The organism is Yoonia sp. D2-7, assembly GCF_055809435.1.
The window spans coordinates 373,960-387,146 of record NZ_CM147912.1; the positions used below are offsets into that span (position 1 = coordinate 373,960).

The 13,187-nt window shown below is 54.7% G+C and carries 12 protein-coding genes; 10 read left to right on the forward strand and 2 right to left on the reverse strand.

What is annotated here, in order from left to right:
- Complete coding sequence (chlG, locus tag AC0L7R_RS01700) at nt 1-906, reverse strand: chlorophyll synthase ChlG (RefSeq protein WP_473658532.1); 906 nt, start codon at nt 904-906, stop codon at nt 1-3.
- 144 nt (nt 907-1,050) lie between these two features.
- Between chlG and AC0L7R_RS01705 the strand changes: the two genes are divergently transcribed.
- From AC0L7R_RS01705 to AC0L7R_RS01750, 10 genes are all read left to right on the forward strand, one after another.
- Complete coding sequence (locus tag AC0L7R_RS01705; RefSeq protein WP_473658533.1) at nt 1,051-2,739, forward strand: glycosyltransferase; 1,689 nt, start codon at nt 1,051-1,053, stop codon at nt 2,737-2,739.
- 58 nt (nt 2,740-2,797) lie between these two features.
- On the forward strand, nt 2,798-3,583 hold the full coding sequence (locus tag AC0L7R_RS01710) for a hypothetical protein (RefSeq protein WP_473658534.1): 786 nt from the start codon (nt 2,798-2,800) through the stop codon (nt 3,581-3,583).
- A gap of 6 nt (nt 3,584-3,589) precedes the next feature.
- On the forward strand, nt 3,590-4,960 hold the full coding sequence (locus AC0L7R_RS01715; RefSeq protein ID WP_473658535.1) for a tetratricopeptide repeat protein: 1,371 nt from the start codon (nt 3,590-3,592) through the stop codon (nt 4,958-4,960).
- Nucleotides 4,957-5,358, forward strand: a complete 402-nt coding sequence (locus tag AC0L7R_RS01720) for a DUF6165 family protein (protein ID WP_473658536.1) — start codon at nt 4,957-4,959, stop codon at nt 5,356-5,358. The genes AC0L7R_RS01715 and AC0L7R_RS01720 overlap by 4 nt, the downstream gene beginning before the upstream one ends.
- Complete coding sequence (locus AC0L7R_RS01725; RefSeq protein WP_473658537.1) at nt 5,355-6,122, forward strand: FkbM family methyltransferase; 768 nt, start codon at nt 5,355-5,357, stop codon at nt 6,120-6,122. The genes AC0L7R_RS01720 and AC0L7R_RS01725 overlap by 4 nt, the downstream gene beginning before the upstream one ends.
- Before the next feature lie 82 nt (nt 6,123-6,204).
- Complete coding sequence (locus AC0L7R_RS01730; protein WP_473658538.1) at nt 6,205-7,053, forward strand: flagellar motor protein MotB; 849 nt, start codon at nt 6,205-6,207, stop codon at nt 7,051-7,053.
- 84 nt (nt 7,054-7,137) lie between these two features.
- Entirely contained in the window at nt 7,138-8,442 is a 1,305-nt protein-coding gene (locus tag AC0L7R_RS01735) for a flagellar hook protein FlgE (protein ID WP_247127837.1), read from the forward strand.
- Between the two features lie 23 nt (nt 8,443-8,465).
- Nucleotides 8,466-9,902, forward strand: coding sequence for a flagellar hook-associated protein FlgK (gene flgK, locus AC0L7R_RS01740; protein WP_473658539.1), 1,437 nt, complete (start codon nt 8,466-8,468; stop codon nt 9,900-9,902).
- A 1-nt stretch (nt 9,903) separates the two neighbouring features.
- Complete coding sequence (locus tag AC0L7R_RS01745; RefSeq protein WP_473658540.1) at nt 9,904-10,911, forward strand: flagellin; 1,008 nt, start codon at nt 9,904-9,906, stop codon at nt 10,909-10,911.
- A 14-nt stretch (nt 10,912-10,925) separates the two neighbouring features.
- Nucleotides 10,926-12,017 carry a flagellar basal body P-ring protein FlgI gene (locus AC0L7R_RS01750; protein WP_473660337.1) on the forward strand — a complete coding sequence of 364 codons (1,092 nt, stop codon included), beginning with the start codon at nt 10,926-10,928 and terminating at the stop codon, nt 12,015-12,017.
- 177 nt (nt 12,018-12,194) lie between these two features.
- On the opposite strand, the gene trhO is transcribed toward AC0L7R_RS01750, so the two are convergent.
- The gene (gene trhO / locus AC0L7R_RS01755; protein ID WP_473658541.1) at nt 12,195-13,100 is read right to left on the reverse strand and encodes an oxygen-dependent tRNA uridine(34) hydroxylase TrhO; all 906 of its coding nucleotides are present in this window, start codon (nt 13,098-13,100) and stop codon (nt 12,195-12,197) included.
- Nucleotides 13,101-13,187: the final 87 nt, after the last annotated feature.

A 13,187-nucleotide genomic window follows, 5' to 3' on the forward strand; every position in this document is an offset into this window, starting at 1 on the left:
CTAAATGCCCCGCAGTGCAAAGGCGGCGATCATCATGCCGCTGATGTAAAAGAGAATTCCCATGCCTTGATACCAAGGGGTTCGCCCTTCAGGGTCGCGCAGCAGCACTTGCATGGCACCCATTTGAATGCCCAGCATGGCGACAACGCCAAGCGCGTGGAACGGTTTGCCCCAGACAGCCAGCAACGCGATCACAGCGACTTGGGGCGCGACCATAACGATACAGGCAATCCGCGCAGCTTTGTCCGCGCCCAACATCACAGGCAGCGATGAAAGGCCCATTTGGCGATCACCGCGAATGGCCTTGAAGTCGTTCAGCGTCATGATCCCATGCGCGCCGATCCCATAGAACAGCGCGATTAGCAGAACCGGCCCGCTTGGGGCACCAGCGGACATTACCGCAGCCCCCGTGACCCAAGGCAACGTTTCGTAGGCAAGCCCGCACAATCCGGGGCCCCAGATGCCGGACTTCTTCGCCCGAATAGGCTCTGCAGAATATGCCCAAGCAGCAATAACCGCGAGGATCGTTGCTCCAAACCCCCAAGGCCCCAGCAGTGACCCGACCCAAAGTGATAGAACCGTCATAAAAAGGGCGATCCACAGGCCCCACGTTCCGGGGATGCGTCCGGACGGAATGGGGCGATCCGGTTCGTTGATCGCGTCCACGAAACGGTCGCACCAATCATTCGCGGCTTGGGACATGCCGCATACGATTGGACCAGCAAGCACGATTCCCCAGATCACCAGACCCCAGCGTCCCGAAGGAATCGCGCCTGCGGACACAACACCGCATAGGTAAGCCCACATCGGCGGAAACCATGTGACGGGTTTGATCAGTTGCAACACCGCGCGGGGCTGCGGGTATCGCCGTGTGGGCGAGATCTGTAAGGTGGATGTGACGCTCATGTGTCAATTAAAGTGGACATATTGAGTCTATGCAAGTGTAAATTGAAGTTTACACATGTCGCCCGCAACGCGTCCTTGGTCCAGCCTGCTTGATCGCAAAGCGATTTGTGGACACAGTGGGACGTCACTGTTTTAGGTTTTGTCATGTCTCGTTCTACATCACCGACTGCGTTTTTCTTCCATGCGGATGCGATCGAAGGCGATGGGCGTGACCTCGTTGGTCGCCGATCTGCGGGACAATCGTTTCTGCGGGGCTACCTTGATCATGCGGCTGACAATCCGGTGCGTGTTTTGGCGCAAAAGAAACGCGATATTGAAACGTTTCAGACCCTCGCGCGCAATATGGGGTCGCAAAGCGATATTGACGGGCTGACATTGCGCGGGCGCGATGACTTTACCCGTTTTGGCACCATCTTTTTCCCCGGCCCGGGCTATCTTGACGCGGCGTGGCGCAGGCAACATCTGGATGTAACGGCCTGTTCGCTCGTGGGGATCACGCATACGGTGTCGACCAAGCGGGTGATGGACAGCCTGTTTCATCTGATGTTGCAGCCGATCAAACCGTGGGATGCGCTGATTTGCACATCGCGTGCCGTGCAATCAGTGGTGCAAACGCAATTGGATCAGCAGGTCGATTACATCAAAGCACATTTTGGCGCGTCGCGCGTCACAGTCCCGCAGTTGCCGATGATCCCGTTGGGCATTCATGCGGCAGATTTTGCGCATGAACCTGATGCAAGGGCAACGCTTCGCGATACGTACGGTGCAACCGAAGACACCGTCGTCGTCATGTCGATGGGCCGCCTGACCGTCGTGGAAAAGGCGAATCCGATCCCGTTATTCATGGCCTTGGAAGAGATCGCACAAGCGACAGGCAAGGACATCCAGTTCTGGCTTGTCGGCTGGGCCAGCACGCCGGATGAACATCAATTGCATGTGGATGGTGCGGCTGCCTTTTGTCCGTCCGTCACGGTTCACATGATTGATGGTCGCGATGCGGATATTCGTCGGACGATCTGGTCTGGTGCGGATATCTTCACGCTGCCCGTTGATAATATCCAGGAAACCTTTGGCCTCGTTCCTGTCGAAGCGATGGCCGCTGGTTTGCCCGTGGTGATGCCAGATTGGGACGGGTTCCGCGACACGGTGTTGGACGGTGAAACCGGATTTCTGATCCCGACGATGATGGCGTCGGCCAGTGGGATTGGCCGTGATATCGCTAGGCGTTTCGCGAATGGCACCGATGGATACCTGCAATATCTGATGATGATCGAACAACAGACGGTTATCGATATGCGGGCCTATGTGACGGCATTGACCGAATTGATCCTGAATCCTGATTTACGGCAGCGGATGGGACAAGCAGGGGTACGACACGTGCGATCAAACCTGGATTGGACAAATGTTGTGCCGCGCTACCAAGAACTCGCCGACGAACTGGCGCAAATGCGCGGGGCTGCGGGCGCTGACGATGCAGGCACGCGATCCACCAATCCAACAGAGATTGATCCATTCGCGCTTTACGCCAGTTATCCAACACAATCGGCGCAGCCGACCGTCACGGTCACCCATCGCAAACCTTTGACCGCCGAGGCATTGCATTTGTTGGATAGCCTTAACGGGCGTCATCTGTACCGCCGACGTTTGCTCCCCGATGTCCAAACCCTGCGAATTGCGGAACTGGTGGCGCAGGCGGGGACAACTGATGCGGCTCAAGTGGCTCTACAGGCGGGTGTTTCGTTGCCCGCGACGCTTGGAACGCTTTTGTTTCTGGCGAAATACGATTTCCTTACCATTGACGGCTTAGAACAAAATAACGCCCGAATTGGGTGATATTCACCCGTCTAAGCTGCAAAAAAGTAGCATTGAAGAGCAGTAAAAGGGACAGCACATGCAGTTGTCAGTGAATTTTGAAAATACTCGCGGAACAGAACCGGGGTCTGGACCTGTGCAGGTCGGGTGGTTTCTGACCACTCAAAAGGGCGGCATCATTTACGATCCGCCGACCCGTGTCCGATCCGCCGACGTGAACAAGAAGCACGCGAAATCCGCGTCGCGTTGTCCGGCTGTGATCAATCTAGAAAGCCGGTATTTCGCGATCAAATGCCCCTTCGACATCAACATCGGTTTTGCGCGCGACAAAGACGGCAAACCTGTGCTGCGTAATCTGTCTGGCGAAGCAAGCGCCGTGCGGGCCAGCAAACTTGGCCAAAAGCTGCACATCACGAATGAAGTCGAATGGCGTTACCCCGGCGTGCCGTCAATCCAGCTGGAATTGCCCTACGTCTTTATCGCGGATGAACCGGTTTACATGTCGCAGGTTGCGCCGTTCATGCATTACGCCAAAGAACCGCTACCCGGCACGATCTTCGGTGGACGGTTCCCGATCAATGTCTGGCCGCGTCCATTGATGTGGGCGTTTGAATGGCACGACACCAGCAAACCGATCAAAATCAACCGCGGTGATCCGTTGTTTTACGCTACTTTTGAAACGATGCCGCAGGACCGCAGCGTTGTCGTGTCAGAGGTCGAAGTCACTCCAGAACTCACCGACTACATGGAACTGATTTCGGGTGCGGTGAATTACGTGAACCAGACGTTTTCGCTGTTCGAAGCGGCAGAGGCGCGACGCCCTGAAACGCTCGTGAAGCCCATCAAACGTAAGTCGGGCGGTTAAGCAACCATGGCGTCCCGCGTTCTAACAAAAGACCAAGCAGCATTACGTCGTGCGGCCCACAAGGCGCATACCGATGGCGCGCCCGATGCCGTGCAGGCCTATGCGGCCTATCTTGCGCAAGTGCCTGAAGATGGGCCCATTTGGTCAAATCTAGGCGCGTTGTTCCGTAAGCAAGGCCAGTATCATCAAGCGTTGCGTGCCCAAGAACGGGCGCAACGTTATGCGCCGAACGACGTTGGCCTGCGGAACAATTACGCCAATATTCTTAGTGATTTAGGCCACTACAACAGGTCCATCGCTGCACGTCGTTGGATTTTGGAACAGCGGCCAGATGATACAAACCAAAAGGCCATGATCGGGCGGTGCTTGCGCGGTCAAGGTGACTATCGGGGGGCGATTGATCACCTTTCCAGCGTCATTCCGGATCATCCGGACGACACCGAATTGCAAATGCAGCTGGCATTCGCGCAATTGGGCGCTGGATCATACAAAGAAGCTTTCGACACGTATCGGGCCCGTTGGAATACGGATGAACTGACGCCGCGCAACATCCCGTTCCCTGAATGGGCGGGTGAACCGTTGCAGGGCAAAACGATCCTTGTGCTGCCAGAACAGGGATTTGGCGACGCTATATTGTTCATGCGGTTTCTACCTGCGCTCAAGGCGCTGGGCGCGACTGTCTGGGTTCTGGCTGAAAAACCGGTCTACCCGCTATTCAAAGACCTTGAATCTGCGGATTGGGTCGGGACGACCGTGCCACCAAATGCTGCGGTCGATTGCTGGATCAACCTGATGGACATGGCCCGCGTCCATTTCGCTGATACAAACGATGTGCCGGCGCCTGCGCGTCTGGCGATCCCGGACGATGCACATGAACGGGCTGCAGCAATCGTCGCCCCGTTCAAAGACGTGATGAAAGTCGGCGTCGTTTGGACCGGTTCTGTGACGTACAAAGGCAATGGTTTTCGGTCCTTTTCACACACCGAATTCCTGCCGCTGGCGGATATCCCCGGTCTGCAATTGTTTTCGCTCTACAAAGGTCCTGAATTGGCCAAGTTTCATGCGGACGGAAGTGACGCGTTCATCGTGGATACGGCCGCAACGGAACGTAATTTTGGTGATAGCGCCGCGATGATGCAACAAATGGATCTGGTCATCAGCTCCGATACGGCCACAGCACATCTGGCGGGTAGCCTCGGCGTCCCCACTTGGACCATCCTGCATTGGGATCCGTTCTGGGTGTGGCGACACGCAGGGGATACGACGGACTGGTATCCGGGAATGCGGCTTTTCCGTCAGAGCAAAGCCTTAGAATGGACCGATGTATTGGCAGAGGTCGGCACCGCGCTACGTGCCAGAATTGGAGACCGCGCATGAACGATATTTTAGTACCAATCGCCCCCGGCGAACTCATTGATAAACTCACAATTCTGCAGTTGAAGTTGGAAAACATAACCGATCTGGAAAAGTTGGCTCATGTTCGGCACGAATTTGATGCTCTGCAAGGCGTCGCTGACAGCGCCTTGCCGCCTTCGGATGCGCTTCAGCAGCTTTGGCAACGCCTGTACCAGATTAACGCGGACCTGTGGGTCATTGAAGACGATATCCGTGAATTCGAAGGGCGCGGCGACTTTGGACCCGGTTTTGTTGCGCTGGCGCGGTCCGTCTATGTGACAAACGATGAACGGGCGGCCATCAAGAAAGAAATCAATCTGCTTCTGGGGTCCGCAATCGTGGAAGAGAAATCTTATTATTCACCATCGGAGAACGCATGATTTCTCAGCGACGCATGGATGAAATCCGCCGTGAACTGATGAGGGCGCAATCCGAGATCAGTCAGGCGTTGAAATCAGAAAAGACCCGCAAGCGTGCCGATCTCAATCGTAAGGCCCATGAAATCCGGCAAATGCTGACGCCAGCCTACGCGTTCATGTCGCAAGCCGGACAAGACGTCGTCGTGGACCGTCATTTTCGCCAGAAACGGGGCGGCACCTTTGTTGATGTCGGTGGATACGATGGCGTGACGGGGTCGAACACGGTTTTTCTTGAACAATGGCGCGGTTGGACCGGCGTTTTGGTCGAACCGGTTGCCACGAATCTGGAACGGGCCAAAGCGGCACGCAGTTGCCCCTGTCTGGGGTATGCGGTCGCCGATCAGGAAGGAACGGCCGAATTTATCACCGTTACCGAAGGTTTTACGCAAATGAGTGGTTTATCGCATAGCTACGATGAAGCGATGCTGAAACGCGTCCGCGACAACCCGCGCCACAAAGAAACCACAATTGAAGTCCCGACAAAGCCGCTTGCAGCGATCCTGATTGAGGCTGGTATCACTGATCCAGACTTCGTGTCGCTTGATATCGAAGGTGGCGAACTGGCTGCTTTGCAAAGCTTTCCCTTTGCGGATCACCGCGTCGGCATGTGGTCGATCGAAAACAACACCGGCACCCGCGAGATCGTCGAACTGATGCGCGAACACAATTACGACTTAATCGATTTCTGTGGGCCGGACGAGATTTACGCGCTGCGCAAGAACTAAGAATCTCATAAAAATCAGTATTTAAGGCTCTCTTTACGCGCCGCACCCTTATTGGCTGCAAGTCAACAAAAGGGTGCACAAAATGAGCGCAGCAGCAGGCGATAACCGTCCGATCATCATTAAGAAGAAGAAGGTCATTCAAGGCGGCGGTCATCACGGCGGCGCATGGAAAGTGGCCTACGCCGACTTCGTAACCGCGATGATGGCGTTCTTCATGTTGATGTGGCTGCTCAACGCATCCAGCGAACAACAACGCGCTGGGCTGGCCGATTATTTTGCCCCGACTGTGACGATCAACAAAACCTCTGGTGGCGGTGATGGCATGTTCGGTGGCGACAGCACGACCTCTCAAGACAACCTGCAAAAAGACGGGGAAGGCGCCAGCATGCGGCATTCCGGCGAAGAGATTAATTCAGCCGAAACCCCTGACGAGGCGCAAGCAGGCGGCGAAGAACAGGCGATGGTCAAAGCGCTTGAAAACCTTGAAGAAGAACTGATGGGGCGCGGTGGCGAAAGCATCATCGCGGAACTCGCCTTGCGTCACATTGTGACACGTCAAACTGATGAAGGTCTGGTGATTGAATTCTACGACCTACCCGATGCGTCATTGTTTGTAGAAGGCACGGATGAACCGATGCCTGTGGCCTATGACATCGCCAAAATCCTCGCGGACATCATACCGATCGTTGATAATCCGCTCGCAATCCAAGCCCATGTGCGGACCCAACCCATTGTTGTGCGTGATAATTCGGTTTGGGAATTGTCGACGTCACGGGCGACAAAGATGCGCGAACTCCTCGAAGCGGATGGGTACAATCCCCAAAAAATCATGCGGACCACTGGTGAAGCGGACCGTGATCCGGTCGCCGAAGACCGTACAGATGTCCGCAACAACCGGATCGAAATCATCGTTCTCAGAAGTGATATCTAAAATTTGCGGCATTAGGGGGGCGTTAAGGGGAAATCGGATAGGCGTGAAAGGAAGCAGTCATTCCTGAAGCAGAAAGGCCCCGATATGACGATTTCCTCTTCCCTCAACGCTGGTGTTGCGGGGTTATCCGCCAATGCCACGCGGTTGGCCACAATTTCAGACAACATCGCGAATTCTTCGACGTTTGGGTATAAACGGGCCGTGACTGATTTTCAGTCTTTGGTGATCTCTGACAGCAATAGCCGTTACACAGCGGGTGGCGTGCGCACCACGACCGGGCGTTTGGTGGATGAGCGGGGATCGCTGGTGTCGACATCGAACTCCACAGACTTGGCGGTACGTGGTCGGGGCATGTTGCCTGTAACAACAGAAGCGTCAGTTCAGGTTGGAAACGGTGAAAATCCGCTATTGCTCGCGACAACAGGGTCATTCAGGGCTGATGAAGAAGGATATTTGCGCAGTCCCGCGGGTCTTGTCCTGCTGGGATGGGCCGCAAATGCAGACGGCACGATCCCGACGCAACCGCGCGATTCTGTGGACGGGCTTGAACCGATCAAGATCAACAGCAACCAATTCGCGGGCGAACCAACGACCGAAGTTGACCTTGCCGTAAATCTTCCCGCGACATCTACAGAAGCAGGGTCGACCACCGGCGCTGAAACCCTATCGATCGAATACTTTGATAACCTCGGCAAGTCGGCAAACCTGACCATGACATTCAGCCCGACGGTGCCCGCAACAGGCACGGCGAACGAATGGCAGCTACAGATTTTCGATTCGGCTTCTGGCGGTACGCTTGTTGGCGACTACCAGTTAGACTTTGATCCTTCGCGCGCGGGCGGCGGTACGCTACTCAATGTGACCGACAACCTTGGGACCGCGCCCTATGATCCCGCAACGGGGTCAGTGACGCTTGCCGTCGCGGGTGGGCCGTTAGAATTGACTGTCGGAACATTGGGCAGTGCGACCGGCTTGACCCAATTGTCTGACACCTTTGCACCTACGTCCATTTCCAAAAACGGGTCCGCCGTTGGTAGCCTGACTGCAATTGATGTGGACGCAAACGGGTTCGTGCGGGCGTCCTTCGACAGCGGTATCAATCGGGTCTTGTATCAGGTGCCACTTGTGGATGTGTCCAACGTGAACGGATTGGAAGCGTTGGATCAACAAAGCTATCGGGTGTCCCCGGACAGCGGCAGTTTCTTCCTTTGGGACGCGGGGGACGGGCCAACCGGTGATGTCGTCAGTTTCGCGCGCGAAGAATCGGCCACGGATGTTGCGGGCGAACTGACGCAATTGATCCAGACGCAACGGGCCTATTCGTCAAACGCCAAGGTCATCCAGACCGTGGACGAAATGCTGCAAGAAACCACAAATATTAAACGCTAACCCTTCCTTGAAAGGATGAAGACATGGCTATTTCCAGCGCCTTTAACATCGCATCTGGTGGTTTAACCGCCTCTGCACGCATGGCAGAAGTCGTGTCTTCCAATCTGTCGAATGCTTTGACCGACGGATATGGAAAGCGTGAACTGACGCTTTCATCGGGCATCCTTGGGGGTGTCAAAATAGACGGAGTCTCCCGTCTTGTGGACGCGGGCGCTTTGCGAGAACGGCGTAATGCAGAGGCTGATGTTGGGGCCCAGCAACGTGGCGCGACGGCGCTGTCGCAACTAGAGCAAGCATTCGGACCTGTGGGTGATCCAAGTGGGGTCGCAGGTCGCATCGCTGCTCTGGAACAATCGTTGATCAGCGCCAGCAGCAACCCTGCGTCTGAACAGCGTCTTCAAACGGTTTTGTCGCGTCTCGAAGACGTAACAACCGCGATGCGTTCGGATTCTGACGCAATCCAAACGCAACGCCAGGACGCTGACAAAGCAATCGCATCTGATGTTGAAACTCTCAATACGACTCTCAAACAGGTCGAAAAACTGAATGCAGATGTTACGCGGTTGATTGGGTCTGGGAATGATCCTTCTGCAGCAATTGATGCGCGCCAGACGGCGATTGATAAAATAACCTCAATTGTCCCCCTCACTGAAATTGATCGAGGGCGCGGCCAAGTGGCGCTTTATACAAAAAGCGGCGTTGCGCTGATTGATGGATCGTCCGCAACTTTTGGTTTCTCTCCGGTCGGGACGATCGTCGCGGACATGACTTTAGCGTCAGGGGCTTTGGCTGGCGTCACTCTCAACGGCGACCCTCTTGACTTAGGCAACGGGTACGGCCGGATGAAAGGTGGCTCTCTAGAAGCCGCGTTTGTTTTACGGGACCAGACTTTGACTGGACTTCAAACTGGTCTGGACGAAATGGCCGCTGATTTGATCCGACGATTTGAATCCCCATCAACGGACCCAACTTTGACTGTCGGTGACCCAGGTCTTTTCACGGATCGGGGTGCTGCCTTTGATCCGTTGGACATCGGTGGGCTTGCTGCGCGCTTGACGGTAAACACGAACGTGGACCCGGCGCAGGGCGGTGCGCTCTCGCGCTTGCGGGACGGTGTGAATGCGGCCGTTTTGGGTCCAGTAGGCAACAACGCTCAGATCGACAGCTGGCTAGGTGCGTTACAAGATCCCGTCGCGCTGGTCGGCGGGGGAACGGCGCGCAGCGCCGTTGGTCACGCAAGTGATCATATCAATACCGTGGGGCGCCTACGTTTGGATGCCGAAGAAACCCTTGGCTTCGAAACGGCCCGATTCGACAGCCTCAAAACAGCAGAGCTCGCCGGTGGTGTCGACAGTGATCAAGAACTCCAAAATCTCTTGAGAATAGAACAATCCTACGCGGCAAATGCACGTGTGTTACAAACGCTTGACGCCATGATGTCACGCTTAATGGAGATTTAATATGAATTACGCATCTCTCGGCGATGGCGTCCGTCAATTCCAACAAGCGCGCCAAAATCTGTCCATCAAAACGAACCTCAATACCCTCGTGAATGAGCTAAGCAGCGGTGAGAAAAGCGATAAGGTGAAAGCCACAAACGGAGATTCATCCCGCTTCAGTGCAATCGACAACCGTTTGAAAGTCCTTTCGTCGCAAGCCTTTGTTGCGAAGGAAACCCAACTTACGCTTTCTGCGATGCAAACCGCTCTAAACAACTTTGATGCGCAGCGCGGCGCGCTTGCTGATCAGCTATTACCGATCACGCCTGACAGTCCCGATTTTCAAGTCACACAAGCCGCTGCTGCAGGACGTTCCCGCCTGGACGGATTGGTCAATAAACTGAACACCAAACTCGGTGACGATAGCCTATTTGCAGGAACGGCCTTTGATCACGCCGCCTTGACGTCAGCTCATGCTATGTTGACGGACATAGTTACTCAAATCGGGGGGGCCACGGATACCGCGACGATACTATCAACCGTGGACACGTGGTTCAACGACCCGGCGGGCGGCTTTGCCACCCTTGGTTACACTGGGGATACGGGTGCGCAGCAGCAAAAACGACTGGATGGCGACAATAAAATTGTGATCAATGCAAGAGCAGACGACGACGGTATCAAATCTGTCCTGAAAGGCGCTGTTATTGCTGCCCTTGTTGACGACATCCCGGGGATCGACAAGTCGGTCAAGACGAGCTTGCTATTTGAAGCGGGACTTCAATTGCAATCCGCCGCAAGTGACGTCGCTGGAATTCAAGGGCGTCTGGGTTACGCAGAAGAAGAAGTCGAAAGAATTTCCGTGGCACAAAGTGCAGAGCAAGCCGCGCTAAATATTGCCCGTAATCTAATCACGCAGGCAGACCCATATGATACTGCTTCCGAATTACAGGCAGTACAGCTGCAACTTGAAACACACTATGCAATGACGGCGCGCCTGTCGCGGCTAAGTCTGTCGGAGTATTTACGTTGATTTTCCTCAAGCGCATTCTGATTTGGTCATTCTGTATACTCGTGCCGGTTGCTACTGTAGCTACACCTATCCGCTTGAAAGATTTGGTAGAATTCGATGGTGTGCGATCGAACGATTTGTTGGGCTATGGCTTGGTCGTTGGTTTGAATGGGACGGGAGATGGTTTGCGAAACGCGCCGTTTACCGAAGACATCATGACGAACATCCTAGAACGGCTTGGCGTCAACGTTACAGGTGAACAGTTCCGGCCAAAAAACGTCGCAGCAGTTCTCGTCACCGCCAGTCTCCCGCCATTTGCTCGGGCCGGTAGTCCGATGGATGTGACTGTGTCTGCAATCGGGGACGCGACAAGCCTTCTTGGTGGGACTTTGATCATGACGCCATTGAATGCGGCTGATGGCGAGATCTACGCGGTTGCCCAAGGTACAATTATTGCGGGGGGCGTGACCGCCGAGGGACAAGGTGCGCGTGTAACGCAGGGCGTCCCGACAGCGGGGGTCGTTCCGTCCGGGGCTATTATCGAACGAGAAGTTGATTTCGATTTCGCGGGGCTCACCAGTTTACGTCTTGCGCTCCGAACGCCGGATTTTACGACAGCTGCCCGCATCGAACAGGCGATCAACGCGACTTTTGGGAATCCCGTGGCTGTCATGCTGGATGCGGGAACCGTCCGGATTGATATTGCAGGTACGCATGCAAGGTCGCCCGCACACGCTTTGGGACGTATCGAGAATGTAATGGTCGAACCGGAACGGCGTGCGCGTGTGGTCGTTGACCAAAGATCAGGTACGATCGTAATGGGAGATGACGTTAGGATCAGTCGTGTCGCTGTCAGTCAGGGTGGATTGACGCTACGAATTGAAGAAGCACCACTGGTCTCGCAACCAAATCCGTTTTCGCCAGGTGAGACCGTTGTTGTCCCGCGCACAAATGCTGGGATCGAAGAAGAGCCGGGTATTGGGCTTGCGGAAATTCGCGAAGGCACATCATTAAGTGAAGTTGTGGCGGGTCTAAATGCGTTGGGCGTTGCGCCGCGCGACATGATCGACATCCTAAAAAGCATTAAGGCCAGCGGAGCCTTGCACGCTGAATTTATTGTCCGCTAGTTTCGCGTAAGCAGCTAGAAGGCCCGAAATACCAATGCAATTGCGCCAATTGGCGGGTCATTTTACCGATTATCGAACGCGACAGGCCCTGCGTTAACTTGCCCTGTTCCAACTTGAATAGCGCTAGTCGTTTGGAACGGACCACCTTGGACGCGTTCGCCCAAAAAAGATCTGAGACTACAGGCTACCCATGTGTTTCTCACCGCGCAACCGCGCCAAAGCCACCTGTTTCTGTCTTTCGCGGAACCGTTCTTTATCGTCTTCCGATTTTTCATCAAAACACTGGTGGCACGACACCCCTTCTTCGTATTCGGCGCGGTTCTGATCTTCAGGCAGAATCGGGCGGCGGCATGCATAACAGAGCATATGTGGGCCTTCTTCTAACCCGTGCCCGACGCTAACCCGCGCGTCAAAAACAAAACACTCTCCGTCCCAAGTGCTTTCTTCTTTAGAGACTTCTTCAAGGTATTTAAGGATTCCACCCTTAAGGTGGTAAACATCCTCTACGCCTTGACCAATCAGGAAATTTGTAGACTTTTCACACCGAATGCCGCCCGTGCAGAACATCGCGATTTTCTTGTTATGAAAACGTTCCTTGTTTTCTTCCCACCATGCAGGAAATTCACCGAAGCTTTTTGTTTCAGGGTCAATGGCGCCCTCAAACGTTCCAATGCCCACTTCGTAATCGTTACGTGTATCAATGACAGCGACATCCGGTGACGTGATCAATGCGTTCCAATCTGAAGGATCGACGTAGTGGCCGGTGCCCGCCAGCGGGTCGACATCGGGTTGGCCCATGGTCACAATCTCGCGCTTGAGACGGACCTTCATCCGATTGAAAGGCGGCGTGTCAGATAGGCTTTCTTTATGCTCAAGATCGGCGCAACCAGGTAGACCGCGCAAATGTGTGAGCACGGCATCGATGCCAGCACGGGTTCCGGCAATCGTGCCGTTCACGCCTTCATGGGCCAGCAACAATGTGCCGCCGATTCCGTGCGTCTTGCACAATTCCAACAATGGTTCACGCAACCCCTTGGGATCAGCGAAGCGGGTGAAGTGATATAAGGCAGCGACGATATACATAACTTTGGATTACGCCTGTCCAGCGCAAGGGGCAAGAGCATGCATGTCGAAACGCCGTATGTCATTCACAGCGTTAACAATAAGACC

Coding starts and splice junctions, on each gene's coding strand:
- AC0L7R_RS01735 (WP_247127837.1), top strand. CDS start 7,138: ATGACGATTTCCTCTTCCCTCAACGCTGGTGTTGCGGGGTTATCCGCC.
- AC0L7R_RS01715 (WP_473658535.1), top strand. CDS start 3,590: ATGGCGTCCCGCGTTCTAACAAAAGACCAAGCAGCATTACGTCGTGCG.
- chlG (WP_473658532.1), bottom strand. CDS start 906: ATGAGCGTCACATCCACCTTACAGATCTCGCCCACACGGCGATACCCG.
- AC0L7R_RS01745 (WP_473658540.1), top strand. CDS start 9,904: ATGAATTACGCATCTCTCGGCGATGGCGTCCGTCAATTCCAACAAGCG.
- AC0L7R_RS01730 (WP_473658538.1), top strand. CDS start 6,205: ATGAGCGCAGCAGCAGGCGATAACCGTCCGATCATCATTAAGAAGAAG.
- AC0L7R_RS01710 (WP_473658534.1), top strand. CDS start 2,798: ATGCAGTTGTCAGTGAATTTTGAAAATACTCGCGGAACAGAACCGGGG.
- trhO (WP_473658541.1), bottom strand. CDS start 13,100: ATGTATATCGTCGCTGCCTTATATCACTTCACCCGCTTCGCTGATCCC.
- AC0L7R_RS01705 (WP_473658533.1), top strand. CDS start 1,051: ATGTCTCGTTCTACATCACCGACTGCGTTTTTCTTCCATGCGGATGCG.
- AC0L7R_RS01725 (WP_473658537.1), top strand. CDS start 5,355: ATGATTTCTCAGCGACGCATGGATGAAATCCGCCGTGAACTGATGAGG.
- AC0L7R_RS01720 (WP_473658536.1), top strand. CDS start 4,957: ATGAACGATATTTTAGTACCAATCGCCCCCGGCGAACTCATTGATAAA.
- flgK (WP_473658539.1), top strand. CDS start 8,466: ATGGCTATTTCCAGCGCCTTTAACATCGCATCTGGTGGTTTAACCGCC.